At 57.9% G+C, this 25,712-nt stretch carries 23 protein-coding genes and 1 tRNA gene; 14 read left to right on the top strand and 10 right to left on the bottom strand.

Annotated elements, in window-relative coordinates:
* Positions 1-6: 6 nt before the first annotated feature.
* Positions 7-567: a TetR/AcrR family transcriptional regulator gene (locus QZ177_RS06080; protein ID WP_294176042.1), complete on the bottom strand. Its 561-nt coding sequence runs from the start codon at positions 565-567 to the stop codon at positions 7-9.
* A gap of 174 nt (positions 568-741) precedes the next feature.
* On the opposite strand from QZ177_RS06080, the gene QZ177_RS06075 reads away from it, so the two are divergent.
* Positions 742-2,721, top strand: coding sequence for a cation-translocating P-type ATPase (locus QZ177_RS06075; RefSeq protein WP_294176040.1), 1,980 nt, complete (start codon positions 742-744; stop codon positions 2,719-2,721).
* Positions 2,722-2,784: 63 nt separating this feature from the next.
* Here QZ177_RS06075 and QZ177_RS06070 read toward each other — a convergent pair whose 3' ends face one another.
* From QZ177_RS06070 to QZ177_RS06055, 4 genes are all read right to left on the bottom strand, one after another.
* The gene (locus QZ177_RS06070; protein ID WP_265070242.1) at positions 2,785-3,357 is read right to left on the bottom strand and encodes a chromate transporter; all 573 of its coding nucleotides are present in this window, start codon (positions 3,355-3,357) and stop codon (positions 2,785-2,787) included.
* Positions 3,358-3,369: 12 nt separating this feature from the next.
* Entirely contained in the window at positions 3,370-3,954 is a 585-nt protein-coding gene (locus QZ177_RS06065) for a chromate transporter (RefSeq protein WP_294176039.1), read from the bottom strand.
* Between the two features lie 130 nt (positions 3,955-4,084).
* Positions 4,085-4,158, bottom strand: a tRNA-Gly gene (locus tag QZ177_RS06060).
* A gap of 90 nt (positions 4,159-4,248) precedes the next feature.
* Positions 4,249-6,849: a cell division FtsA domain-containing protein gene (locus QZ177_RS06055; protein ID WP_294176038.1), complete on the bottom strand. Its 2,601-nt coding sequence runs from the start codon at positions 6,847-6,849 to the stop codon at positions 4,249-4,251.
* Positions 6,850-7,332: 483 nt separating this feature from the next.
* Here QZ177_RS06055 and QZ177_RS06050 point away from each other — a divergent pair, with 483 nt between their 5' ends.
* On the top strand, positions 7,333-8,598 hold the full coding sequence (locus tag QZ177_RS06050; protein ID WP_294176037.1) for a DAK2 domain-containing protein: 1,266 nt from the start codon (positions 7,333-7,335) through the stop codon (positions 8,596-8,598).
* A gap of 60 nt (positions 8,599-8,658) precedes the next feature.
* Here the strand turns inward: QZ177_RS06050 and QZ177_RS06045 are convergent, their stop codons facing one another.
* Positions 8,659-9,114, bottom strand: a complete 456-nt coding sequence (locus QZ177_RS06045; protein ID WP_009647197.1) for a DUF441 domain-containing protein — start codon at positions 9,112-9,114, stop codon at positions 8,659-8,661.
* A gap of 110 nt (positions 9,115-9,224) precedes the next feature.
* On the opposite strand from QZ177_RS06045, the gene QZ177_RS06040 reads away from it, so the two are divergent.
* Positions 9,225-9,539 carry a hypothetical protein gene (locus QZ177_RS06040; protein ID WP_264919716.1) on the top strand — a complete coding sequence of 105 codons (315 nt, stop codon included), beginning with the start codon at positions 9,225-9,227 and terminating at the stop codon, positions 9,537-9,539.
* Between the two features lie 196 nt (positions 9,540-9,735).
* Positions 9,736-11,076 (top strand): anaerobic C4-dicarboxylate transporter, encoded by a 1,341-nt coding sequence (locus QZ177_RS06035; RefSeq protein ID WP_294176032.1) that lies wholly within the window; start codon positions 9,736-9,738, stop codon positions 11,074-11,076.
* Between the two features lie 79 nt (positions 11,077-11,155).
* Here QZ177_RS06035 and QZ177_RS06030 read toward each other — a convergent pair whose 3' ends face one another.
* The 4 genes from QZ177_RS06030 to QZ177_RS06015 all read right to left on the bottom strand — a co-directional run bounded on the left by QZ177_RS06030 (position 11,156) and on the right by QZ177_RS06015 (position 14,912).
* On the bottom strand, positions 11,156-12,520 hold the full coding sequence (locus QZ177_RS06030; protein ID WP_294176029.1) for a sodium:alanine symporter family protein: 1,365 nt from the start codon (positions 12,518-12,520) through the stop codon (positions 11,156-11,158).
* A gap of 170 nt (positions 12,521-12,690) precedes the next feature.
* Positions 12,691-13,074: an aspartate 1-decarboxylase gene (gene panD, locus QZ177_RS06025; protein WP_294176027.1), complete on the bottom strand. Its 384-nt coding sequence runs from the start codon at positions 13,072-13,074 to the stop codon at positions 12,691-12,693.
* Positions 13,065-13,925 carry a pantoate--beta-alanine ligase gene (gene panC / locus QZ177_RS06020; protein ID WP_294176025.1) on the bottom strand — a complete coding sequence of 287 codons (861 nt, stop codon included), beginning with the start codon at positions 13,923-13,925 and terminating at the stop codon, positions 13,065-13,067. The genes panD and panC overlap by 10 nt, the downstream gene beginning before the upstream one ends.
* Positions 13,926-13,946: 21 nt before the next feature.
* On the bottom strand, positions 13,947-14,912 hold the full coding sequence (locus QZ177_RS06015) for a bile acid:sodium symporter family protein (RefSeq protein WP_294176146.1): 966 nt from the start codon (positions 14,910-14,912) through the stop codon (positions 13,947-13,949).
* A 427-nt stretch (positions 14,913-15,339) separates the two neighbouring features.
* Between QZ177_RS06015 and QZ177_RS06010 the strand changes: the two genes are divergently transcribed.
* The 10 genes from QZ177_RS06010 (at position 15,340) to QZ177_RS05965 (ending at position 25,653) form a co-directional block, all read left to right on the top strand.
* Complete coding sequence (locus QZ177_RS06010) at positions 15,340-16,260, top strand: hypothetical protein (protein ID WP_294176023.1); 921 nt, start codon at positions 15,340-15,342, stop codon at positions 16,258-16,260.
* Between the two features lie 11 nt (positions 16,261-16,271).
* Positions 16,272-17,825, top strand: coding sequence for a Tat pathway protein (locus QZ177_RS06005; RefSeq protein ID WP_294176021.1), 1,554 nt, complete (start codon positions 16,272-16,274; stop codon positions 17,823-17,825).
* A gap of 16 nt (positions 17,826-17,841) precedes the next feature.
* Positions 17,842-18,849, top strand: coding sequence for a PfkB family carbohydrate kinase (locus tag QZ177_RS06000; RefSeq protein ID WP_294176020.1), 1,008 nt, complete (start codon positions 17,842-17,844; stop codon positions 18,847-18,849).
* An 18-nt stretch (positions 18,850-18,867) separates the two neighbouring features.
* Positions 18,868-19,332, top strand: coding sequence for a D-glycero-beta-D-manno-heptose 1-phosphate adenylyltransferase (gene rfaE2 / locus QZ177_RS05995; RefSeq protein ID WP_294176017.1), 465 nt, complete (start codon positions 18,868-18,870; stop codon positions 19,330-19,332).
* 33 nt (positions 19,333-19,365) lie between these two features.
* Positions 19,366-20,388, top strand: coding sequence for a glycosyltransferase family 9 protein (locus tag QZ177_RS05990; protein WP_294176016.1), 1,023 nt, complete (start codon positions 19,366-19,368; stop codon positions 20,386-20,388).
* A 64-nt stretch (positions 20,389-20,452) separates the two neighbouring features.
* The gene (locus tag QZ177_RS05985) at positions 20,453-21,568 is read left to right on the top strand and encodes a glycosyltransferase family 9 protein (protein ID WP_294176015.1); all 1,116 of its coding nucleotides are present in this window, start codon (positions 20,453-20,455) and stop codon (positions 21,566-21,568) included.
* Positions 21,569-21,599: 31 nt separating this feature from the next.
* Positions 21,600-22,598, top strand: coding sequence for a D-glycero-beta-D-manno-heptose-7-phosphate kinase (gene rfaE1 / locus QZ177_RS05980; protein WP_294176013.1), 999 nt, complete (start codon positions 21,600-21,602; stop codon positions 22,596-22,598).
* Between the two features lie 54 nt (positions 22,599-22,652).
* Positions 22,653-23,624 carry an ADP-glyceromanno-heptose 6-epimerase gene (gene rfaD, locus QZ177_RS05975; RefSeq protein ID WP_294176012.1) on the top strand — a complete coding sequence of 324 codons (972 nt, stop codon included), beginning with the start codon at positions 22,653-22,655 and terminating at the stop codon, positions 23,622-23,624.
* Positions 23,614-24,132 carry an HAD family hydrolase gene (locus tag QZ177_RS05970; RefSeq protein WP_294176010.1) on the top strand — a complete coding sequence of 173 codons (519 nt, stop codon included), beginning with the start codon at positions 23,614-23,616 and terminating at the stop codon, positions 24,130-24,132. The genes rfaD and QZ177_RS05970 overlap by 11 nt, the downstream gene beginning before the upstream one ends.
* A gap of 345 nt (positions 24,133-24,477) precedes the next feature.
* Positions 24,478-25,653: a glycosyltransferase gene (locus tag QZ177_RS05965; protein ID WP_294176008.1), complete on the top strand. Its 1,176-nt coding sequence runs from the start codon at positions 24,478-24,480 to the stop codon at positions 25,651-25,653.
* Positions 25,654-25,712 lie beyond the last annotated feature (59 nt).

Raw genomic sequence — 25,712 nt, 5'->3', positions numbered from 1 at the left:
TTCATGCTAGAGAATCGGCTCGATCACGGCGCGAAAGCAGCGGTCGAGATCTTCGGGCGTCATCTTCCGGCCGTCCTTGATCCACCATAGTGTCATTTCGACGAAGCTGGCCGTGATGTGGTTGACAAGGAAATCCTGCGGCACGGCGGGATTTTCCCTTCCATGCGCGACGATGTGCAGGCGCACGAGCTCCTTCAAGCTGTCCTTGAAGTAGCGCAGGAAGATGTCGCTGCTCGCGGATGACAGCAGTCCGAGGATATTGCTGTCGTTCTCTTCGAGATGTTGCAGGAGATGCAGGAAGACGGAGTGTGGCGCTTGGCCGTCCGAGTACAGTCCGTGCGTGTGCGTGCGGTCCATCGCACTGCCGACGATGTGGCCGAAAAGCTCTTCGCACAGAGCCTTGAGGAGATCGTCCTTCGTCTCGAAGTGCGCGTAGAAAGTCGTGCGCCCGATGTCGGCGCTGTCGATGATCTCCTGCACCGTGATCTTGTTGTAGCGCTTTTTTGCCGCAAGTTCGCTGAACGCGGCAAAGATCGCCGCCCTCGTTTTTTTCTGCCGTCTGTCCATGGAAATCCCCCTCGCCGTACAAATTTATCGAGATGTTCCGTAAGAAACGCGGCGCCTCAATCATCCGTTGTTTTCTTGCGGACATCTGCTTAGAATAATAAAGAACACTATGTTCTCTATTGCATTTATTGTACGCAAGAGGATGTCATCTTGTCAAGGAAATGGAGGATCTTTATGGCAGAGGCGAATGCATTGCAGGAAAAGAAACCTTTGCAGCCAAGCGGCTATGGCTGCGACAGACTGCAAAGTGCGGCGGCGCTTCTCAAGCGACTCAACGATTTTCTCGCGAGCCTTTCCATGACGCTCGTGGCGGCGGTGTTCCTGCTGCTCGACCTCGTGCCGCATGTGATGGAGGAGTTCGGCGCGGAAGCGACACCTATGCAGATTTTGCCGTTCGACCCCTCATGGGTTACGGTCGTCATCTGCGGCATTCCGCTGCTCTACCTGTCCGTTTGGCGCATCATTTACAATCGCGGCATCAGCAAGATTTCGTCGGCGCTTCTGATCTCGATGGCGATGCTTGCAGCGATTGCCATCGGCGATCTCTTCGCGGCGGGCGAGGTCGCCTTCATCATGGCGCTCGGCGCACTTCTCGAAGAGGCGATTACGGAGCGTGCGAAGAAAGGCTTGAAGAATCTCCTCGCGCTTTCGCCGACGCAGGGCCGGAGAATCCGAAACGGCAGGGAGGAAATGATCGCGCTCGAAGAGATCGTGCGCGGCGATGTGCTGCGTATCCTGCCCGGCGAACGGATTCCCGTGGACGGCACGATTCTCGCAGGCGAGACTTCCGTCGATCAGTCCGTCATGACGGGCGAATCCCTGCCCGTCGACAAGGGCATGGGCGAAGAGGTCTTCTGCGGCACGCTCAACTGCTTCGGCTCGGTCGATGTCGAAGTGAAGGAAGTCGGCGAGTCGAGCTCCCTGCAAAGGCTCATCCGCATGGTGCAGGAGGCCGAGGAGAAGCAGGCGCCGATGCAGCGCATCGCCGACCGCTGGGCGAGCTGGCTCGTGCCCATCGTGCTCGTGCTCGCCGTCGGCGCCTATGCTGCGACGGCGAACATCATCATCGCCGTCACATTGATGGTCGTCTTCTGCCCGTGCGCCCTCGTCTTGGCGACGCCCACGGCGATCATGGCGGCGATCGGACAGGCAACGAAGCGCGGCGTCATCATCAAATCGGGCGAGACCTTGGAAAAGATGGGCAAGGTCGATACGATCGCCTTCGACAAGACGGGCACATTGACCTGCGGCAAACTTTCCGTCAGCGATGTCCTGCCCTTTGCTGAAACTGTCAAAGAAGAGGAACTGCTCCAAATCGTCGCCTCCGCTGAGGCGAGGAGCGAGCATCCGCTGGGCAAGGCGATCGTCGCCCATGCGAAGGCGCAGGACGTCGCGCTTGCGCCTTCGGAGGATTTCCGCATGACGGCGGGCAGGGGCGTCTCTGCAAAGATCGCAGGGAGAAAACTCTTATGCGGCAGCGAAAGCTACCTCGCGGAAAACGGTGTCATGTTGGAAGCGCCGATGCGTGAAGCTTTGGAGCGTCTGCGCGCCGAAGGCAAGGCGCTCGTGCTCGCGGCGGAAGGGGAGCGGTGCATCGGTGCGCTCGCCCTCTCCGATACGCTGCGCCCCGAGGCGAATGCGATGGTCGAGCGCCTGCACACTATGGATGTGCGCACCGTGCTCCTGACGGGTGACAACAAGGAAACCGCGGCCTACTTTGCGAGCCAAGTCGGCATCGACGAGATCCATGCGGATCTTCTGCCCGAAGATAAGGTCGCACACGTCAGGAAACTGCAGGAAAAGGGGCGCAAGGTTCTGATGATTGGCGACGGCGTGAACGACGCACCCGCCTTGAAGACCGCCGACGTCAGCGCGGCGATGGGCGCGATGGGAAGCGATATCGCCGTCGAAGCCGCCGACATAGCGCTGATGCGTGACGATGTCGCGCAGGTGCCCTACCTCAAGCGCCTCGCCAATGCCACGGCGACGACGATCAAGCTCAGCATCGCGCTCTCAATGTGCATCAATTTCGCCGCCATCGTCCTGTCGCTCATGCAGGAGCTCAATCCTACGACGGGCGCGCTCGTGCACAATGCCGGCTCGTGCTTCGTCGTCCTGATCGCGGCGCTGCTCTACGATAGGAAATTTGACTAGATTGGAAGAGCCCATAAGAAAAAGCACTCGCTCGGTACGGCGAGTGCCTTTTCTTATGGTTGACTACATGCCGCCGTTCTTCAATATGCCGAAGAGTACGCCGAGCACACCGGAGGCGGCGAGGATCGTGATGACGCCATATTTGTAGTGCATGGCGATCAGAGCGAAAGCGATGATGACGATGCTGCTCCATTCGGTTGCATCAAAGCTTGTGGGAAGGCTCTCCGTGTTCCAGACGGCGAGCAGGATGAAGTCGATCGCCGCGCCGCAAATGAGAGCGATGACGGCGGGGCGCAGGCCGTTCAGTATGCCGCGGATCGAGCCGATGTCGCCATACTTGAAGAAGAGCTTGGCGAGCGCGATGCCGAGGATCAGCGACGGGAAGGCGAAGCCTGCCGTCGCTGCCACGGCGCCCCCAGTGCCCGCGACTGTCATGCCTGCGAAGGTTGCAGCGTTGATGCCGATGGGGCCGGGCGTCATCTGTGAGATCGTGAAGATGTCGATGAACTGTGCGAGTGTCAGCCAGCCGCGCTCATCGACGACGGCGGCTTGAATGAGCGGCATGGAAGCGTAGCCGCCGCCGACGCAGAAGATGCTGACCTTGGCAAACTCGAAGAAGAGCTGAAGATAGATCATGATTGCGCCCCCTCAGCCGAATTTCCTGTCCTGCATGAGGACGAGGCCGATGATGCCGTCGATGATGATGAGCAGCATGATGTTGACATCGAAGAACACGTTGGCGACGAAGGTAGCGAGGATGATCGCCATGGGCAGCAGGAGGCGCGTTTTCGCCTGTTTGATGAAGAGGTCGATGGCGACCTTTAGGATGAGAGCTGTCGCGCCGCACTGCATACCTTTCAATGCGAGCTGCACTGTCGGATTGCTGGCAAAAGCGTCGTAGCAGCGAGCGATGACAGAAAGCGTGATGAGGGGCGGCAGCACCGTCGCGAGGAGCGCCGTCAAGGAGCCTGCGAGTCCCGCCATGCGGTAGCCGAGGATGATGCAGGCATTGACGGCGACGATGCCCGGCATGGACTGCGCGATGGCGACCATGTCGAGAGCCTCTTTGTCGTCAATCCAACCGTATTCGTCGACGTACTTTGCCTTCAACAGCGGGATGATGACGAAGCCGCCGCCGATGGTGACGGCGCTGATGACGAAGGTGGAAGAAAAGAGCTTCCAGTAAAAATGCTTGGCATCGCGAGGCGATGCAGGAACTTCTGTCTGCTTCATTGGGTTGCTCCTTTTTGAGGATCGGTCGGGTTCTGGCAAATGCGGTGCGAAATGATCACAAAGCCTGCATTTTAGTGTGCGAGTTCTATACAAAAAGAGCTGCCGTTTCCGACAGCTCTAGGTACTCGCATGGAGCGGGCAATGGGAATCGAACCCACCTCCCGAGCTTGGGAAGCTCGTATTCTACCGATGAACTATGCCCGCGAATGCTACGCAAAGTATTGTACCATAGATCGATTGGTGTGGCAAGGGGGAGTTTCAGAGGGCTTCGCCGCGTGCGGACTGCGCCCTGCTTTACGACTGCGCGGCTGTGCCGGGGATGCCGCTGAAGCCCGTGGGAGTCGTGGGCGCAGGCAGGGGCTTGATAACGATGTCGAGGCGGTCGCCGTTCTTGATGGGGTCGGTGAAGACGACGGGACGGCGGTTGACGAAGATGGAGACGCTGACGCGGCTCGTGGCTGGCGGCGGCTCAAAGCCGACAGCGAGCAGAGCTTCGTTGACGGTCGTCGCCTTTTTTTCGGAAATTCTGTAGTAGACGACGCTGCCGTCTTCGAGGTAGGTGCCGGGCGACGCCTTGTGACCGTTGACCTCAAGTTCCAGGGAGGCGGAGGGGATTTCGTATTCCTGATCGTTGTAGGTGATGGTAACGGCGGACTGCAGGCGCGAGATGTCGAGCACATCGCTGAGCTTTGGCTCTGCCGTCATCTGATATTCGATGCGATCGCCTTCGTGAATCGGCTCGGAGATCGTCGCGGGTGCGTCATTCAGCAGAATTTCGGGCGATACGACGTACTGCGCATTGTTGTCGTTGAGCGTGTAGCGGATCTTGCGGCCCGTCGGCGGGTAGCCGGCGGCTTTCAGAGCCTCGCCCAAGGTGCGCGGTTCCTTGCTCTCGATGATGTCGTTGTCGGCGAGCAGTCGATCGGGAGCGGCGGCTTCGCCGTTGACGTAGGCGGCCTGGTGGATGTGCGTCTCCTTGCCGTTGATTTCGAGCGGAAAGTCCGGCTCGATCTGCAGGACGTCGGCGAGGCGCACTTCGGGCGTCTCGCCGTCCTTGCCGTGGGCGACGGTGATGCGGCAGCCCGCCTTGACGAGGGCGTCGAGCGTCGTGTCCTCGCCGTCGAGCTTCAGGATCGCCATGGAGGGAAGCGAGCCGGGGAAGAATTTCTTCTCGCCGTTGACCGTGACCATGAGTCCGAGGCCGGGACGGCCGTTGTATTTCTTGAGTTGGATGCCGGCATTCAAAAGTGCGTCGGATACGGTGAGGTCGCGGAAGTTGAAGAGGTTGATCTCCTGCTCATTGACGTAGACGGAGAGGAAGTGCAGCAGGTTGATCGAGGCAATCTTCAAGATGCCTAAGGGCGTGACGGCATCGGGCGTCTGCAGCTCTTCGGGGATGGCCTCGACGCCGATGACGCTCTCAGGATGGCGCACGGCGACGCGGTTTTCGGGCACGGAGAGAGCTTTTGATACGAGCGCGGCGAGTCCCGGAGTCTGTGAGCCGCCGCCGACAAGCATGACGGCCTGCGGCGAGTCGCCGTTGAGTTCGAGCACTTGACGTGCGATGGAGTCGGCGAGGTTCTGGATGTTCGGCATGATCGGTCCGATGACGTCGGAGGGACCGAGGTCGTATTCCGTGCCGAGGATATCGGTGAATTTTGATTCTCGTCCGGCGGAGGCGTTGCGCTTGACTTCTTCCGCCACGTTGAAGTCGAGGAGGTAGCGCTGGCTGATGGCCTCGGTGATCTCGTCGCCCGCCAGGGGCACCATGCCGTAGGCGATGATGGAGCCGTTCTTCGTGATGGCGACGTCGGACGTGCCTGCGCCGATGTCGACGAGCACGAGGTTCAGGTGGCGCATCGTCGGCGGAATGAGGACATTGATGGCGGCGATCGGCTCCAAGGTAAGCGCGTGCATCTCAAGGCCGACGTCCCTGAGGGCCGACTGCATGGAGTCGATGACCTGGCGCGGCAGGAAGGTGGCGATGACGGTCGCTCTGGCGATCTTGCCGCGCTGACCGACGAGGCTCTTCAAGGGGATGTCGTCGAGCGTGTACTGGATCGTGCTGTAGCCGACACAGTAGTAGCGACCAGGGTCTTCGATGTCCTTGGAACTGGCGAGTTTCGCCTGCGCTGCCTGCACGCCTGAGAAGTCGAGGGCGCGCTGCTGCTCGTCGGTGATGACGCCGTTGATCTCGACGGAGGCTTCAGCGGTCATGGTGTAGAGGGCGCGGCCAGCAGCGGCAACGGAGGCGGACTTCAAAGGTCCTGTCGTCTTTTCCAGCTCGCGCTTGACCTCGCGGATGAGGTCGGCGACTTGCGGTACGTCGTGAATCTGGCCGTCGAGCATGGCGCGCGTCTTGTGCTCGCGGCGCACAGTCGCGAGGATGCGCATCTGCTCGTTGTCGAGTTTTTCAGCGACGATGCCGATGATGCTGCGCGTGCCGATGTCGAGCGCGAAGATCGGCTCGCCGTGCGGCTTCTTCTTCGTTCCTGCAGTCGTGGTTTCGGCAGTATTCTTTTTGGCGGTGCGCTTCGTCGTCTTCTTGTCGGCAGCTTTCGTGCCTTTGGCGCGCGTGCTCCTCGTCGCCGTCTTGGCAGCGGGCTTCCTGCCGCGCTTTTTGGCGGCGGGTTTTGCCGTATCGCTGGGGGCTTCATCTGCAGCGTCGTTCGCTTCGTCCTTTGCGGCGACCGCTGCCGTATCGTTTGCACTGGCAGCGGTTTCTTCTCGTGTCTTTGCCGCATCCGGTGCGGAGAGTGCAGAGGTCTGCGTCCCCGCAGTTTCCGTTTCGCTTGGAGGGATGCTCTCGCCTGAGGCGGCTTCGGAAACAATGGCTTCCGTGGCGAGGCCTTTCAGTTCTTTTGTTTTCGCCGAGGTCTTTCTTGTTCTAGGCATCGAATGACTCCTTTGCTCTTCTCGCTTCCGCACGGCGCAGGCATTTGCCAGTGCTTCTCCTGCGCCTTTCGCGCTAAACTGCACGCACAACGTCCGCTTCGTGGACGTTGTGCGCCGCCCTTACATGAAAGAGCCAATCCGTCTGCGCCCCCTGGGCTTGACTTCTTGGACTTTCATGGCAAACTTTCTGGACATATGTTCAGCCGCCGCGCGAAGCAGCACGAGTCATGTTCTTGCCCGTTTCCTGCGACAGCGCATCAAAGAGGCACGCTGTACATATGTCCACACGCCTTACATGAAAGAGCCAATCCGTCTGCGCCCGCTGGGCTTGACTTCTTGGACTTTCATGGTAAATTAATTGCGGAAATGGATTTATTGAAGTTTTATAGAAGGTTAATTCTCTTATTTCGCGAATACTATAAAAGAATCCTGTTTCTTGCAGGAAATTTTCTACAAATTATTTGAATGGAGAGAAGGGATCCTATGACGGGCAATCGAGAAGTCATTACGGGAAGCGATTTCAAACGCATGTTAAGCGGCGCTTACGGGGAGTTTCTTCTGGAATATGAGGGCATTGACGCGCTTTCAAGAAAGAGGCAGGGGGAGCGCTCAGCGCTTCCGGGTACGCATGTGCTGCGCACGATGGGCGCGGCGGTCATGCCGCTCGTCGACGTGAAAGATGAGAGCATCGGTGGCCTTGCGAGGCGTGTAGCGAGTGCGGCGGTGCTCGGCGCGCGAGGTACGTCGGGCGTCGTGCTCGCACAGCTCCTGCGCGGCATCGCGAAGGGGCTGTCGGGAAAGAATGACACGACTTCGTCAGAATTCGGCAAGGCGTTCCAGTACGGCATTCTCTACGCGCAGCGCGTACTGCCTCCGACAGTGGAAACGGTGCTTGTCGCCGCCGCCAAGGCAGTGGCGAAGGGCGCGTACCATGCGGTGCGCGCAAATCTTCCGATCGCAGAGATCCTGCAGACGGCGATTGACGAGGGACGGAAGGCTCTGGCGGAGGAAAAGCGCGAAGAGCCGGGTGCGCTCGTCATGCAGACGTTTTTGCAGGGTTGTATGAAGGGACTCGATGGGCACTTCGTCTCGCCGGCTGTGAGCCTGTCGCTCGGTATGGGAGAAGATCGGCTTTCGATTCCTGACCCGCGCCGCGACCTCGTGCGCCCGTACTGCGTGACGTTTCGTATCGTCGGAAGCAAGGCGCGTGCGCGTGACGTCGAGCATCGCCTGCAGGAGGATTGCCGCTTCGTCGCCGTCGTGCACGATGAGCGCTCCCTGCTCGTCCATGTACACACCGATCATCCGGGCGCCGTCGTCGAGCAGGCGATCGGCTGGGGTAAGCTGCAGTCGTTCCGTGTGACAGACATGGCGGAGGCGCATGCCTTGACGGCGGACTATGAGTCGCTGCTGCCCGTCGCGCTCCTCGCCGTCGCGTCGGATGCAGCGCGCGGCCTGCGCTTGACGGAACTCGGCGCGAACGTCATCGTGCCGGGCAGGCGCGAGGAATGCCCGTCGGTAGCGGAACTCCTGCACGCGGCGCACAGCGACCTCGCGCGAACGTATGTGATCGTTGCGAGTGATTCCTCAATGGAGCTTGTGCTACGCCAGGCGAAACGCATCCTCGGCGAGCGCGTCGAGCTTGTGCTCGCAAAGGATGAGGCAGAACAGGACAAGGCGGTCGTCCTCTACGACAAGAAGCGCACCGCCAAGGAAAATGCCAAGGCGATGCGCAAATTGCTGGAATGAAAGCCGTATGATTTAGGTAGTGAGAATGTGCCGGGATGCAGCTTGGCTGAGGTGAGCGAGCTATTTGATAGAGGCGAAAAGCTTCATTAGTGCGTAGGTCATGCCGCCCGCGATCAGAGGCCCGACGGCGACACCCTTGAAGAAGCACACGCCGATGATCGTGCCGATGATGAGTGCGGCGACGATGTGCGGATCATTTTTCAGCAGCTCGACGCCGCCGCCGCCCGCCATGGCAGCGAGAACACCACAGACGATGGCGGCTATGCCCAGGGGACTCTTGAAGGCATCGATCATGTTGGCGATGGTCACGTCGCCTGTCGCAATCGGCACGAGGATGGCAGCCAAAAGGAGTACGATGCCCCAGTTCAGCCCATTGACGGAAAGGATGTCGAGCATTGCCGTCAGTCCGAGAAGCTTCAGAACGAGCACGATGATGACGGCATAGGCGACCGTCGTATTGTGACCGATGATGCCGAGGGCGAGGATCAGGAGCAGCATGAGGTATTCGGAATACATGAAGAGCACCTTCTTTGTGTTGATGGAGAGAACATTGCCGCTGAGCCGGCGGATTTTCTATCGTATATATAGTATAGCGGAAAAACGAAGATAAGGAAAGGTGATAAAGCGTGTCAACGACTTACAGCGTAGCGATTCAGTACAAGAAGGATCTCGGCTACATCGAATATGATGCGGAAAAGAAGGCAGCGACCGTCGTCTTGGATGATGAGGACGGCCGTTGCGCCGTGGAAAAATATCTGGCCGAGAAGCATGAGATTGGCGTGCCGCACGAGAATCTGCGCGATTTCAGCAAGGAAATGATCGACCCGACGGCCGATGTCGAGAGCTTCAAGACAGCTCTGACGCGTCTTTGGGAAGCTACGGACGTCCACGTCGATTGGAGCCGTCCCGTCGACTATGTGAAGGAACATCGCAAGTATTGAGGAAAAATCTTCCTCTTCAGGGCGCTTTCGCGCCCTTTTTTGTTGCCTGTATACGATTATTGTATTATAATCGTGTTATATGATCGGCAAGGTTTCTGAAATTCCATACGGAGGGAAGGAGTTTGGTTTCCCCGATCAAGGCTGTTTGGGAAGGCCTCTTTTTGCGCCGCCCTGTGGGATTTTAGGAGGAATCTTTATGGAAATGGTTCTCGGCTTTCTTGTGATGCTCGGCTGTCTGCTCTTCGGCGTGCACCACGGCGGCATCGGGCTTGCCGTCATCAGCGGCATCGGACTTGCCGTCTACACCTTCGTCTTCGGCTACCAGCCGGGCGTGCCGCCGATCTCCGTCATGCTGACGATTCTCGCAGTTGTCACATGCGCGGGCTTTTTGCAGACGTCGGGCGGCCTCACGGTCATGCTCAAGTACGCGGAGAGGCTTCTGCGCAACAACCCGAAGCAGGTCACGATCTTCGCGCCTGTCACGACGTGGCTCCTGACGGTGCTCTGCGGCACGGGGCACGTCGTCTACACGATGTTTCCCATCATCTACGACGTGGCGATCAAGCAGGGCATTCGCCCCGAGCGCCCCATGGCGGTTTCTTCCGTCGCGGCGCAGATGGGAATATGCGGCTCGCCCGTGTCTGTTGCGGTCGTTTCCATCATCGCCTTTATGGCGCAGGCGGGGCACCATGTCTCCGTGCTGCAGGTGCTCGGCGTGACGATTCCGGCGACTTTGACGGGCGTCGTCTGCGCGGCGCTCTGGAGCTACCGTCGCGGCAAGGATCTGGAAAAGGACGAGACGTTCCAAGAGTTCATCAAGGATCCGAAGAATAAAGAGTATGTCTACGGCGACTCGGAGAGTCTGCAGGGGCAGGAATTGCCGCGATCGTATTACCATGCGATGTTCATCTTCTTCTTTGGCATCTTCGTCATCGCGATCCTTGGCAACGATCCCAATCTTCTGCCGCACTTTCCCGATAAGCTCGGACAGATGAAGGCGATCGACATGACCGAGGTCATCCAGATGATCATGCTCCTGATCGCTGCCGCCATCCTCCTTTTCTGCAAGGTGAAGGCGAAGGAGGTCGGCAACAGTCAGGTCTTCCGCTCGGGTATGGTTGCTCTGCTCTCCGTCTACGGCGTCGCATGGATGGCGAACACGTACTTCAGCGCACACATGGCGATTCTCAAGGACTTCCTCGGCACGACTGTGCAGGCTTACCCGTGGGCCTATGCGATCATAGCCTTCTTTACGTCGAAGCTTGTCAACTCGCAGGCGGCGGCCATTGCCATCGTCGTGCCGATGGCGCTCAACGTCGGCGTCGACCCCGTGCTCATCATGTCGTTCATCTCTGCGTGCTACGGTTACTTCTTTCTGCCCACGTATCCTTCTGACCTCGCGTGCATCGGCTTTGATCGTTCGGGTACGACGCGCATCGGCAAGTATCTGCTGAACCACAGTTTCATGATCCCCGGTCTCATAGGCGTCATCTCCGGCTGCTGCGTAGGCTACGTCGTCGCGCATCTGATCTTCTGATTTTGCAAAAACCAAGAAGCGCCCTCATGATACCATTCTTTTTGGTATCACGAGGGCACTTCTTGCTTCGGTTCGAATTTTACGAGTGCTTGATTCTCGAATGGCGCTTGACGTATTCCATGTAGAGCTTCGTTTCGCGCACGATGACGCCCGAGAGCAGGAGGAGCGCGATGAGGTTCGGAATCGCCATGAGGCCGTTCACGATGTCGGCGAGGATCCAGATCGCTTCGAGCTTCAAGAATGCGCCCGAGGCGACGAGTGCGATGAAAATCAGGCGATACGGCAGCACGCCCTTGCGCTCGAAGAGGTAGATAATTGCGCGTTCGCCGTAGTAGTTCCAGCCGAGGATCGTCGTGAATGCGAAGAGCACGAGGGCGATCGTCAGAAGGTGGCTGCCGATTGCGCCGTAGTTTGCCGAGAAGGCGGCGCTCGTCATGGCGGCGCCCGCCGTATCCCCCGACCAGGCGCCCGTCAAGACGAGCGCTAGCCCCGTCATCGTGCAGATGATGATCGTGTCGATGAAGGTGCCCGTCATGGAGATCAGGCCTTGCTCTGCCGGACGCTTCGTCTTCGATGCGGCCGACGCAATGGGCGCGGAGCCGAGTCCCGATTCGTTCGAGAAGACGCCGCGTGCGATGCCGTTCTGCATTGCCATCATGATGGTCGAGCCAGCGAAGCCGCCGACGGCCGCCTCGCCCGTGAAAGCGCTCTGCAGGATGAGGGCGATGGCGTGCGGCAAGGCGTCGATGTTCATGACGATGAGGACGAGAGAAAGCGCGATGTAGGAAAGCGCCATGAAGGGAACGATGGCGGCGGCGACGCGCGCGATGCTCTTGAGTCCGCCGAGCGTGATGGCGGCGATGAGCGCCGTGATGGCGAAGTCCGTCGCCCAACGCGGCACGCCGAACGAGATTTCTACGCTGTCGACGATGGCGTTGACCTGCGGGAAGGTGCCGATGCCGAAAAAGGCGACAAGCACGCAGGCACAGGCGAAGAAGATTGCCATGGGACGCCACGCGCGCCCGAGCCCCTTTTCGATGTAGAACATCGGGCCGCCCGCGATGTCGCCGTGGCTGTCCGTCGTGCGGTACTTGATGGCGAGCAGTCCTTCGGCATACTTCGTCGCCATGCCGAAGAAGGCCGCCATCCACATCCAGAAGATCGCGCCCGGGCCGCCCGCCTTGACCGCCGTCGCGACGCCGACGATGTTGCCCGTGCCGACGGTAGCGGCGAGCGCGACGCACAGAGCTTTGAAGCTCGACACGTCGCCCTCGCCGCGATTTCTTGCGCGGAAGATGAGCGAGAGCGCGAGCGGCAGGTGCACGACCTGCAGGAGACGCAGGCGTACGGTTAGAAAGATGCCCGTCCCCACGAGCAGGGTGATGAGAGGCGGTCCCCAAAGCACCGAATCGATGGAATTGAGAAGAGGTATTAGATTTTCCATAAAATTCCCTCCATTGACAAAGGACAATAGTATATAAAATAACGAACTTTATGGTATCATAACTTACCTTGATTTGTAAAGGATTTGAAAGAGAAAAACTCCCTGCGATGGAAGATTTGTCCTCGCAGGGAGTTTTCTGCTCAGAAGGTGCGGCACGCAGCCGTCATTCGCTATGCGATCGTGCCGTGCTCCTCTGCGCCGCGCACTTCTCGCTGCTGATTTCTTTCGTCGAGCATGACGACGATGGGAGTGTGGGCGCGCGCTTCTTCTTCGGTCATCATGGCGTATGACATGATGATGACGATATCGCCGGGCTGCACGCAGCGTGCGGCAGCTCCGTTCAGGCATACGACGCCGGAGTTGCGTGCGCCCTTGATCACATACGTTTCTAGGCGTGCGCCGTTGTTGTTGTTGACGACTTGCACACGTTCGTGCGGCAGGATGTGCGCTGCCTCCATGAGCGCTTCATCGATGGTGATGCTGCCCATGTAGGCGAGATTCGCTTCCGTGACGGTTGCACAATGGATTTTCGATTTCATCAAGTTCAGCAACATGTTTCTTCCCCCAAGATGATATTGTCGATGAGGCGCGTCTTGCCGATGTATACAGCGACGGCGAGGAGCGCGCGCGCCTCGATTGTCTCGATTTCTTCAAGCTCCGGAAAGGAGTAAAGCTCTACATAGTCGATCTTTGCCAAGGGTTCTTTTGCAAGCTCAACGGCGGTAATCTCCTTGAGTACTTTCGTACGCTTTTCGCCTGTTTCGTAGGCATCGCGTGCTTCTCGCAGACTGCGCGAGAGGACGAGGGCGGCGGTGCGTTCATCGGGCGATAGGTAGGTGTTGCGCGAGCTGAGCGCAAGGCCTGATGCTTCGCGCACGATGGGCGCCATAACGATCTCGGCCGCGACGCCGAGGTCCATGGCCATGCGGCGCAGGACGGCGACCTGCTGCGCGTCCTTTTGTCCGAAGAAAGCCCAGTCTGCGTGCGAGAGCAAGAGGAGCTTCAAGACGACGGTCGCCACGCCGCGAAAGTGCCCGGGACGCTTCGCACCGCAGAGTTTTTCCGTGAGCGTGCCCGTGACCTCGACATAGGTCGCATAGCCTGAGGGGTACATCGCCTCGGGGGCGGGGTGAAAGACGGCGTCGACGCCCGCAGCTTCGAGCTTCTCTGCATCGGCTTTAAAGGTGCGCGGGTAGGCGGCGAAGTCCTCGTTTGGGCCGAACTGCGCGGGGTTGACAAAGATGGAAACGATGACGCGGTCGGCGCTCTTTCGCGCCGCTTCGACGAGTGAGAGGTGGCCTGCGTGGAGCGCTCCCATCGTTGGTACGAGGGCGATTGTTTCCTTTGCGTTCTTGACGCTTTGCGCATAGGCTTGGAGTTCTTTCGGTGTGGTCAGGATTTTCATCAGATTGCCTCCTGTGGCTTATCAGAGGGAAACATCGGCGGAAATCTCGCTTTCGTCGGCATCATGGCGCGTGAACCAGTTCGCTGCAAGCGAGCCGGAGATGTTGTGCCAGACGCTGAAGAGCGCCGCGGGAATCGCGGCGGCGGGATTGAAGTAGAGGAGCGCGAGCGATGCCGCCATGCCAGAGTTCTGCATGCCGACTTCGATGCCGATGGCGCGTCGTTTCGCTGCAGAAAGTCCAAGCAGCCCGGCGAGTGCGTAGCCGAGTACGAGCCCGAATCCGTTGTGCAGGACGACGGCGAGGGCGACGAGTGCCCCGACTTCGGTGAGGCGCGGTGCGCTCATGGAGACGACAACGCCGACCAAGAGGGCGACGAGCAGGGCGGAGATGAGCGGCAGAACCGTCAGCGCGTACGCGACACGACGGCGGAAGAAATGGTTGAGTGCCGCGCCCAGGAGGACGGGCAGGAGCACCATTTCGGCGATGGAAAGCATCATTGCGGGAGCATTGACAGCGATCTCTTCACCCGCTAAAAGGAGAGTCAGAAACGGTGTGATGAAGGGGGCGAGAAGCGTCGTCGCCATAGTCATGGTGACCGACAGGGCTACGTCGCCTTTGGCAAGGTAGGTGATGACGTTTGACGCTGTGCCTCCTGGGCAGGTGCCGACGAGAATTACGCCGACGGCAAGATCGGGCGACAGGGAAAACGCTTGGGTAAGGAGATAGGCGACGAGCGGCATGATGGTAAACTGTGCGAGTACGCCGATGCCCACATCCCACGGGTGACACACCAGATGGCGAAAGTCTTTGAGCTCGATCGTCATGCCCATGCCGAACATGACGATCCCAAGGAGAAGCGGCACCTGCGGCGCAATCCAAGAGAGCGACGCAGGAAAGACCGCACCCGCCGCGCCGACGAGAACGACGAGCCAGACCATGTTCTTGACGATGAAGCGGCCGATGTTTTGCAAATGGATTCCTCCCATCAAAAAAGCCTTCCTGCCAAAAGACAGAAAGGCCGAAATGCATGCAGAACCGTCACGGCTATGTACCGTGTGCGCTGTAATCTTGTGCGAAACCTTGCTGTCTCAGTCCCGAGGGATCTAAGCAGATGTTTACCGCTGCGGTATTCATTTGTGGCAGGGCGTGAAGCAGGGCGGGCGTCGCTCGCGCCTGCACGGTAAATACAGCGAAGTACGATTCCCTGAGGATATCATCTTCGCGACTCTTAAGATAGCATATCAGGTGGGAAAATGCAAGGGAATGTGTCGATCGTCTTTCGACGGAGGGATACGCGCTTATCCGAGTTTAGTGGACTTTTAAGGGAGGATTTCCCCGCTGTTTGCAGAATAAGGCATAAGAGAAATTCTATTTCGTAGGGAAAACTATGTTTGTCATAAAGGAGGAACTTCCATGTTCTTGAAAAAAATCATGAGCACGACTCTTTGCGCCGCGCTTTTTGTGACACAAGTCGGCATGGCGAGCGCCGCAGAGGAGACGGTGCAGGGAAAGCTTGCTGCCGTTGAGACGGAGACGTGGGGCGCGGAGCAGACGGGCGCGTTCCTCGACCGCATCAATCATTTGGAGAAGGACTATCTCGGCAAACACAACAAAGGATCCATGCTCGACCGCGTCAATATCGTCTACGATGACATCTACGACAACACGACAGGGCCCGGCCTCTTGACGCAGCTCAATGCCGTCGAATGGGGACTCATGCACGAGGTCAGCCCCAAGGCGGTGGATAAGCGCGTGACGGAGATGGAGATGGCGGTCGCAGGAAAGACGAGCGCAGGCACTTACAAGAAGCGCATCCAGGATCTCGGAACGGCGGCTTTCGGAGGCTACAGCGTGCCGCTTGAGCAGGTGACCGTGCCGAAGAACACTGTGATCAAGATCGCCTTGACGCAGGAGGTCAATGCGAAGAACCTCAAGGCGGGAGATACCATCCGCTACAAGGTCGCGGAGGATGTCGTGCAGGGTGGTATGCTCGTATTCGCCAAGGGGCAGCCAGGCGTGGGCACAGTGAAAAAGGTCACGCAGGCGCGCAACTTCGGCCGCGATGCGGAGATCGATGTAGACTTCCATACGACGAAGGCGATGGACGGCACTGAGGTAAAGACGTTCGTCGGCGAGGAATCGAAGCAGGAGATGAAGAGCTATGCCATGGCTGCCGGCGCGAGTGTTGCGGGTATGCTGCTCTTAGGGCCGATTGGCATCATCGGTGGCGCGTTCGTCAAGGGGAAGAATATCGAATTGCCGGAAGGGACGGAGCTCTTCATCCAGACGCAGGATGAGACCGTCCTCTATGCGATACCGACGACGGAAAAGTGAGAGGAAATTTCATGAAGATGATGGTTCGGCGCGATTTTCCTCGAAAGAGCGCCTTTTTGGCCGCAGTTTTTGCGACGTCCTGTCTGCCTTCGGTGGCGTTTGCGGAGTACCATTCGTCGACAGATACGGCGGCGGATGTCCTCGACTACATCGAAAACGAGCGGCGTGCGGCAAGGGAGAATCGCTTGTCGGAAGCGCAGGAACAGCTCGTCCGAGATACGGCAGCGATGCAGGCACATCTGCGCCAGCCCATGGAAGCCCACCTGAAGCCTTTGCCCACGGCTTTCGAGGGCGACGAGCTGTTTTATGATCAGGTGACGGGCGAATTCTTCGCGCGAGGCAGCGTGAAGGTCACGGAGATCGACAATCGCCGCGTGCTTTCCGATGAGATCAAGGGAAACGCTCTCACGCAGGACGTGGTCGTCGAGAACGAGGCGCACATACTGCAGGTGACGCCGGACATGGCGCAAGTGGATGTTCGTGGCTGGAAGCTCTCCTACAACTACGGCACGGGCATCGGCAAGATCGAGGATGCTTCGGGAAAGGTTAACCATCAGTACGTCTCAGGCAAGCGCATCGAGGTCTATCCCGACAAGGTCATCATCCACGAGGGTCGCGCGACGAAATGTCATGCGAAGACGCCAGACTACAGCGTGAGTGCCGAGCGCATTGAGATTTATCCGAACGATAAGATCGTCTTCTACAACAGCGATCTTTGGCTCAAGAAGACGCGTGTCGGTCATCGCGACAAGTATACGGCAGACCTCCGTCCCGGGCACGAGGAGGCGCCGCCCTTCCCTTCGGTGAGGTACACGAAGTCGGACGGGCTCATTATCGAGCAGGATTTCGCGTTTCCTGTGGCGAATCGTCTAGACTTCATCCCGACGCTTTTGGTATCGACGAAGGAAGGCGTGCATGGCAGGGCGGAACTTCGCTATGGTGGGCGCTATGGGACGCTGAGCCTGCAGTATGGCTATTGGCAGGACAACGATGACAGGTGGATTCGCCGTGAGCCAAGCCTGCATTACGAGTTTGGCTACCATTTCAAGGATGCGCCGATCGGCTGGGGCATCGAAGCAGACCACGGACGCTGGTACAACGACGGGATCAAGAGTACGCACACCTATGGAAAGATCGGTGTCTACCACGATCCGATTCCCTTGGGGAACGGGGCGGCGCTTTCGTTTGCGGCGGATTATTCCGTGACGAAGGAATCGTACGATCGATCGAAGATCTCGGGGTTCAGTTGGTCGGCTACGCTCGTGAAGAAGTTCAACGACCGGTTGGCGGCCTATGGAAAGTACAGTTACGCACAGATCTATGCAGGGAATTCTCTCTTCTACTACGATGTGGCGGATTACCATCGTGCGCTCTATGCAGGATTCAGCTATCAGCTGACGGAGCGCGACCGTTTCGTCTGTGGTACGGCGTATGACATCGACCGACACACGTTGGGTGACGTCGACTATTATTGGTATCATGATATGCATTGTGTGCAGCTCGTCACGCGCTACCGTGCGAAGCGCGACAGTTGGAGCATCCGGTTGAACTTCACGCCGTGGTGAGCAGAGGAGTGTGGGAATGGCAGCATCGGCAAAAGATCTGGTAGCGGCGGCAGAATGCCTGAGGGGCACACGCGTCTTGATTCTCGGCGATATGGTCGCCGACATCTACATCGACGGGCGCATTTCGCGCATATCAAGGGAGGCGCCCGTGCTCGTCTTGGAGGAGATGGGCGAGCGTGTCGTCGCTGGCGGTGCGGCGAATGTCGCGCACAACGCTGCGACTTTGGGCGGCGCGGTATGCACCTTCGGCATCTTGGGCGAAGATGCGGGCGGTGCGGGAATTTCTTCGGTGCTCTCTCATGCGGGTGTCGATACGGCGGGACTTCTGACTACTTCTGAACGACCGACGATTTCTAAGACGCGCGTCATCGCGGGCGGCAGGGCAACGGTCAGCCAGCAGATCGTGCGCATCGACAAGGAGAGCCGTGAGCCGCTTTCCTCTGCACTGGCAGAGGAGTTGGAAGAGCGGCTCTTGCAGGCGTTGGCGCACGTCGATGCCGTCGTCTTGAGCGACTACGGCTCGGGTACGATCACGCAGGGAATTCGCGAGCGGCTTCTCGTTGCCTGCCGCGGGCGCGGCGTCCCGACGATCGTTGATTCGCGCTACAGCGTGCGATCTTTCTCGGGCGTCGACTATGTGAAACAGAACGACGCAGAGCTTGCCGCCGCCTTCGAGCGTCAATTCGATACGAAAGATGCGCTCGAAGAGGCGGCACGCGAGCTCATCGCCGAACTCGGTGCGAAAGGGGCGCTCATCACGCGCGGCGAAAAGGGCATGATGCTCTTTCTTGCCGATGGTGCAAGGCATGAGATTCCTGTGTCGGACAAGAGCGAAGTTTACGATGTCTCAGGCGCGGGTGATACGTGCGTCGCGGCGTTTATCCTCGCGCTCGCGGGCGGCGCCTTGCCGCTCGCGGCGGCGCAGCTGTCGAACATCGCCTCAGGTATCGCCGTGCGGAAGTTCGGCACGGCGACGGTCAGTGCAGCGGAACTTATGAGGAAGGTGCGGGAGCTTTCCGTCTGAAATCTTGGGGGGATTCACATGCTGATACCGAAGGAAAGGATCGAGGACTTCTGCGCAACGCTGCGCGAAGCGGGGCAGCGCGTCGTCTTCACGAACGGCTGCTTCGACATCCTGCATGCAGGTCATGTGCGTTATTTGGAGGCGGCGCGTGCCTTGGGCGACTGCCTCGTGCTCGGACTTAATACCGACGCCTCCGTGCGCCGATTGAAGGGCGAGACGCGCCCTGTCAACACGGAGCTTGATCGTGCGGCAGTCGTGGGTGCGCTCGTCGCCGTCGACTACGTCGTGCTCTTCGACGAGCCGACGGCGGAAATGCTCATAGAGAAGGTGCGTCCTGCTGTTTACGCCAAGGGCGGCGACTACACGCGCGAGACTTTGCCTGAGGCGAAGATTGTTGAAAAATACGGCGGTGAGGTGCATTTCATCGACCTCGTGCCCGGACGCTCGACGACGAAGATCATCGAGAAGATTCATCAGAGATAGAAACAGGCTTGCAGGAGAAAGGCGGGAAGCTGCATGAAAAACATCCTCGTCGTCAAACTCAGCGCCATCGGCGACGTCATCCATGCGCTTCCCGTCTCCTATGCTGTCAAGGAGACGTTTCCGGACGCACATCTGACGTGGGTCGTCGAGCCGACGGCTTACGGCATTCTGGAGGGCAATCCCTTCATTGACAACATCATCCTCTTTGAAAAGAAGCGTTTTCGCACCGTGCGCGGCTTCCTCGAAGAGTTCCGGCCCTTCCGCCATGAGCTTCGCGCGAGAAAGTACGATGCGGCGCTCGACCTGCAGGGACTTTTCAAGTCGGCGGCAATTGTCGCACAATCGGGTGCGAAACTGCGTCTTGGCACGGCGAACATGCGCGAAGGCTCTGCCTATGTGAGCCACCCTATCAAGGGGGCACACGCCTCGGGGCACATCGTCGAGCGCTACCTCGACGTCGCGCGCGCCCTTGGCTGCCGCGTTGATGAGGTGCGTTTTCCCGTTGCCGTCTCCTCTGCGGAAGCCGCTTCGGCGGACGCTCTGCTTGCCGCCGAGGGCGTGCATGAAGACAACCGCTTCGCCGTTCTCGCCATCGGCGCGAACTGGCCGAATAAACGCTGGCCCGTCAAGTATTTCGCCGTTCTCGCCGATTGGCTCTACAGCGAGAAACTCATCCCCGTACTCGTCGGCGGCGGTCGCCTCGACGAAAGCCTCGTGCGTGACATCGAGGCGCTCACCGAAGTGCCGCCCGTCAACCTCGTCGGGCACACGAGCCTCAAGAAACTCGCGCACATCTTCAAGCGTGCCGACCTCGTCCTCGGCGGTGATACTGGCCCTGTCCACCTCGCCGCAGGACTCGGCACGAAGACGGTCATGCTCATGGGCCCGACCGACGCTAACCGCAATGGCCCTTACGGACAGCAGGAAAACGCCATGGAGATCCCGCGCTCCTGCAAGGCGTGCTGGAAGAGGAGATGTCCCAAGGGACTCGACTGCCTCGCGATCCTCTCTGTCGAGGAAGTAAAGGGGAAGATTCAGGAGGTTCTGGCACGGTGAAAACAGTAATGGCAGACGAAAAGGAGTTTTTTGTCTGCCGCCAGTCATCATAAGGAAGCATTCTATGCAGCAGAAAAACTACGACAACATCCTCGTCATCAACCTCATGCACATCGGCGACCTCATGCTCGTGACGCCCGTTCTCCGAACGCTTCGGACGAACTTCCCGAAGGCGCGCATCACGCTTCTCGCAGACAAGAAGCTCGCCGATCTCGTCGTCTGCAACAAGCATATCGACGGCTGTCTTTTGCTCGACAAGAAGGGAGCGGATAATCATCCGCTCGCTTTTTTGCGCTTTATCCGCCGCGTTCGCCGCGAGCATTTCGACCTCGTCATCAACCTGCACCGCAACGAGCGCGCTTCGGCGCTCGCGGCCTTCTCGGGCGCAGGGCGCATCGTCGGCTACGCAAAGCCCATCTTTTCCGCCTTCTTTGACAAGGTTATGGAAAACAAGAAAGCGGTCAAGCACCAGATCCATTCCCACTTCGATGTGCTGCAAGAAGCCGTCGGCATCGAGCGTATCGACGATGGCGGCTTAGAGATGTGGCTGCCCGAAGGCGCGACAGAAAGCGCTGCGAAGCTCTGGCAGGACGCCTTTTCTGTGGGAGCGAAGGTTATCGCCTTGAACATCGGTGCGAGTTGGAAGACGAAGCGCTGGATTGACGATTATTTTGCGCAAACCGCCGATTACTTTCTGGAAAAGGGTTATGGAGTCGCCTTCTTCGGAGGCCCGATGGATGAAGAACTCGTCCGCGCCTGCCGTGCCAAGATGCGCCATGGCGATCATGCGATGCTGCAGACCTTCACGGGGCGCGTCACGCTCGCAGAACTTGCAGCGCTCCTCAAGAAGTGTGCGCTCTTCATTACGACGGATTCCGGCCCCATGCACGTCGGCGTCGCGATGAACGTGCCCATCGTCACGATGTTCGGCGCAAGCCCCGTGCCAGGGTTTTACCCCTACGACGCCAAGGACATTCTCTTGAAGACGCCCGAAGCCTGCCATCCGTGCGGCAAGCACGAATGTCCGAGAGCGGGGGCAGAAAATATGGCGTGCATGAAGAACATCCCCGTCAAGGAAGTGCTGCGCTATGCGGAGGAACTTCTGCACGAGTATGAAAATAAAGTCGGCCATATCCCCGCGCACGATGGACAATATCGCTGCAAGGTTGTAGAATTATAAGAGAAATCATCTCGTTGGAAGGGAGCTTTCTATGGACATCGAAAAAATGCTTACCCTCGTCGAGGAGCGCCTTTCTCGCTGCAAGATTCTCGTCACAGGCGACGTTATGCTCGACAAATATTACTACGGCGAAGTCACACGCATCTCGCCCGAAGCGCCCGTGCCGATCAACCACATCACGCGCCAGAAGGAGACGCTCGGCGGCGCGGCAAACGTTGCGCACAACCTCGCGCTCCTCGGCTGCGACACGCTTCTCGCGGGCTTTGTCGGCGAGGACTACCATTGCCGCTCCTTGAAGGAAAAGCTTGTAGAAAACGGCATCGACCATGCGGGACTCGTACCGACAAACCGCCCGACGACGACGAAGATGCGCATCATCGGCGGCCATCAGCAAATGATGCGGCTCGATTTCGAGAGCACGGAGCCGCTCGAAAAGATCTACATCGACAAATTCCTCGCCTTCGTGCGCTGCAAGCTCGCTGAGAGTATCGACGCCATCGTCGTTTCCGACTATGCGAAGGGAACGTGCAGCGAGGTCACGACGACGGCGATCATCGAAGCGGCGCACGCGCACGGCGTGCCTGTCATCATCGACCCCAAGGGCGCGAACTGGACGAAGTACCGCGGCGCCGACTACATCACACCGAACGTCAAGGAAATCAACGAGATCCTTATCGACCCCATCAAGAATACGGATGCCGAGGTGCTCAAGGCCGCCCATTACATCATGCGCAAGTATCGAATCAAGAATGTACTCGCGACGCGTTCAGAAAACGGCGTGACGCTCGTGCGCGAGGGTGAAGAGGTTCATATTCCGACGCGGGCGCAGGAAGTCTTCGATGTATCGGGCGCGGGCGATACGGTCATCGCCGTCCTTGCCGCAGGCCTTGCGGGCGGACTTAAGGGCAGGGACGCTGCCTTCCTTGCCAACCTCGCGGCAAGCGTCGTCGTAAGAAAGCTTGGCACCTACGCCGTGAGTCGTGAGGAACTGAAGGAAGAGCTGAGGGAACTGCCGCGCGAAGAAGCATGAGTTTGGCAGGCGCATTCTGTACGCGCCTTACATGAAAAGAGAGAGGGGATCTTCATGATCATCGTCACAGGCGGTGCCGGGTTCATCGGCAGCAATATCGTCAAGGAACTCAATCGCAAGGGAAGGAACGACATCCTCATCGTCGATGACCTCAAAGATGGGGAGAACTACAAGAACCTGCGCGGACTTCACTTCATCGACTACCGTCACAAGGACGACTTTTTAGAGAGCATCGAAGATGACGAATTCGGCGGCAGTGACATCGATGCCGTATTTCACGAAGGCGCCTGCTCCGATACGATGGAGTACGACGTCAACTACATGATGAAGGTCAACTACGAATACTCGAAGACGCTGCTGCACTTCTGCCTGCTGCACCGCGTGCCGTTCCTCTACGCCTCGTCTGCCTCGACGTACGGCGCAGGCCGTCACGGCTTCACTGAGAATGACGCGGCGGAAGACGCTCTGAATCCCTACGCCTACAGCAAGCTCGCTTTCGACCGTTATGTGCGACAGGTCATGCGCGAGAGCCGCAGTCAAATCGTCGGTCTGCGCTACTTCAACGTCTTCGGCCCGCAGGAGCAGCACAAGGGTAAGATGGCATCAATCTTCTACCAACTCTACCGCCAGCTCAAGGAAACGGGCGAAGCGCGACTGTTTCGCGGCACGGACGGCTTCGACGATGGCGAGCAGCGACGTGACTTTATTTACGTTAAGGATGTCGTCAAGGTCAACTTCTGGTTCTGGGAAAACAAGGGGCCGTCTGGTATCTACAACTGCGGCACGGGCAAGGCACATACCTACAACGAAGCCGCCGATGCCGTCATCGCTGCCTTGGGCAAGGGATATATCGGCTACCGCGATTTCCCCGAAGTGCTCAAAGGCAAGTATCAGAGCTTCACTGAAGCCGATCCGAAGAAGCTCCTAAAGGCTGGCTACGACGGAGGCTTCCACGCCTTCCGCACTGCTGTCAAGGAATACGTCGACTTCCTTGAGGACGGAGGCTACTTCTGCTATGCCGAGTAAGGGTGCCCCCGCTGTATTCTTCGACCGCGACGGTACGCTGAATGTCGATATTCATTACTTGCATCGTCCTGAGGATTTCATCTGGACGCCCGATGCTCGCGCCGCCATCCGCCGCCTCAACGAGTGCGGCATCCTCACTGTCGTCGTCACGAACCAATCGGGCGTGGCGCGCGGCTACTACCCGGAAGAGGACGTCCGCCGCCTACATGACTGGATGAATGAAGAACTGAAAAAAGAGGGCGCACACTTGGACGCCCTCTTCTATTGCCCGCACCATATTGACGGCAAGATTCCCGAGTACACGAAAGCCTGCAACTGCCGAAAGCCCGCCACGGGCATGATCGATGCGGCCTGTGCAAAGTACGACATAGACCGGACGCGTGCCGTCCTCATTGGCGATAGCGAAAGCGACATGGAATGTGCGAAAAGGGCAGGTGTGCGGGGCGTGCGGTATGAGGACGGGAGCTTGCTTGAAGTGGTGGAGCGGGTGCTGGGGTGGTTGGAGTAAAACCAGAACCCTTGTCGCTGATCAACCAACGCTATATATTGATGTTTAGGCAAGGCCCCGCTTTTGTCATCATCGAGGGTCGGAGATGCATCTCATAGAAATTAAAGACGAGGTTACCAAAGACGCTTTTTGGCAACTGTAGGATACGTCATTCCAAGGAAAGACTGGAAAACATTTTCGAGTTGCTGAAATTGGTCAAGGTAGGAGTCGAAATTAAAGTACTTGTGGAAAAAGATGACGTGATATGATGCTCGAACGAGTGGGCATTGGAGTTTTAGAGAATCATTTGGGCAGCCGGTGGAAGAGGTTTGTGATGTTGGAGAAAGAAATGAGGCGGGCAATCTCATGAGGCTCTTGTTGGCGAATTTTTCTAAGATGGTGGGTGACACTGGCGGCGTAGCGAAGGTGCATTGCAGCTTTGCAAATGAAATGAAGCGACGCGGTCATGATGTGGCAATGGTATTTTTCGATGACAAGGTGGGTAAGCCATTCTTTCCAGTCGACGATGGCGTTGAATTATACAACTTGCAGCATTACGAAGACACGGATGTCGTTTTTCCGACGTGTTTGAAAGTTAAGCGAGAGATTGTTCGCGCGTTTAGTACGCGAAGAGGGCGTGCTGTGAACAATGAGTTTGTTAAAAAGTATCTGCTTGTTCCGACGAAATGTGTTTTGGAAAGATGTATGCCCGATATTATTGTTACTTGGCAAACAGCTGCCAGTAAGGTGTTTCTTTGTGATTTGGAAACTAAGATTCCTGTAATTACCATGTCGCATGGCGACCCAGAGGATATCTTCCATACATACCCGCAGGAAGAAATCCCAGCTTTGGGCAAGAGTGCAGCATGTCAAGTCTTGCTGCCGTCCTTCGTGGAAGCAATAAAGAAACGTTTTCCCAATATGAAGACGGTGGCCATCGGCAATGTGGTTCCGCAGTATGAAGAAGAAGCAGATTTAGGATGTGAAAAAGAACAATACAAGATCGTTTTCATCGGACGTCTGGTGAAGAATCATAAGAGGCCGCATTTGCTGATTGAAGCTTTTGCCAAGCTTGCCGATGATTTCCCCGATTGGATTGTGGAAATCTGGGGCGGTGGTGCGAAGAAGTCGTATCAAAAAAATCTGGAAGCGTTGATTCAGCGTGCGGGGTTGGAGCAGCGAGTTTTTTTGAAGGGTACGACGCATGATGTTGCTTCTGTTTTGCAAAAGGGGGATTTATTCGTTTTTCCCAGTGCATACGAGGGTTTCGGTTTGACCTTGGCCGAAGGAATGAGCATGGGACTGCCGGTGGTTGGCTATAAGAACTGTGTCGCTGTGAATGAACTGATTCAAGATGGCATCACTGGATTTCTTGCTGAAGATGGTGTAGATGGTATGGTACACAGTATGAAAATACTTATGGAAAATCAAGATTTGCGGGTGAGGATGGGGGTGGCAGCAAGGGAATCAATGCGCCAGTATGAAGCCTCCGTAATTTGGGATGAATGGGAAAGCTTACTGGATGAATGTAGGAAATATTAAGGTGCTGGGAAAATTTCCTTTGCGTAATCATAGTGGATCAATCTGGTAATGCTTATTTT

It is taken from the genome of uncultured Selenomonas sp. (assembly GCA_905372355.1).
In the GTDB taxonomy this organism is placed as follows: Bacteria; Bacillota; Negativicutes; order Selenomonadales; family Selenomonadaceae; genus Selenomonas.
Note: the sequence above shows the minus strand (reverse complement) of the source record. Positions and strands in the feature narration are given on the sequence as shown.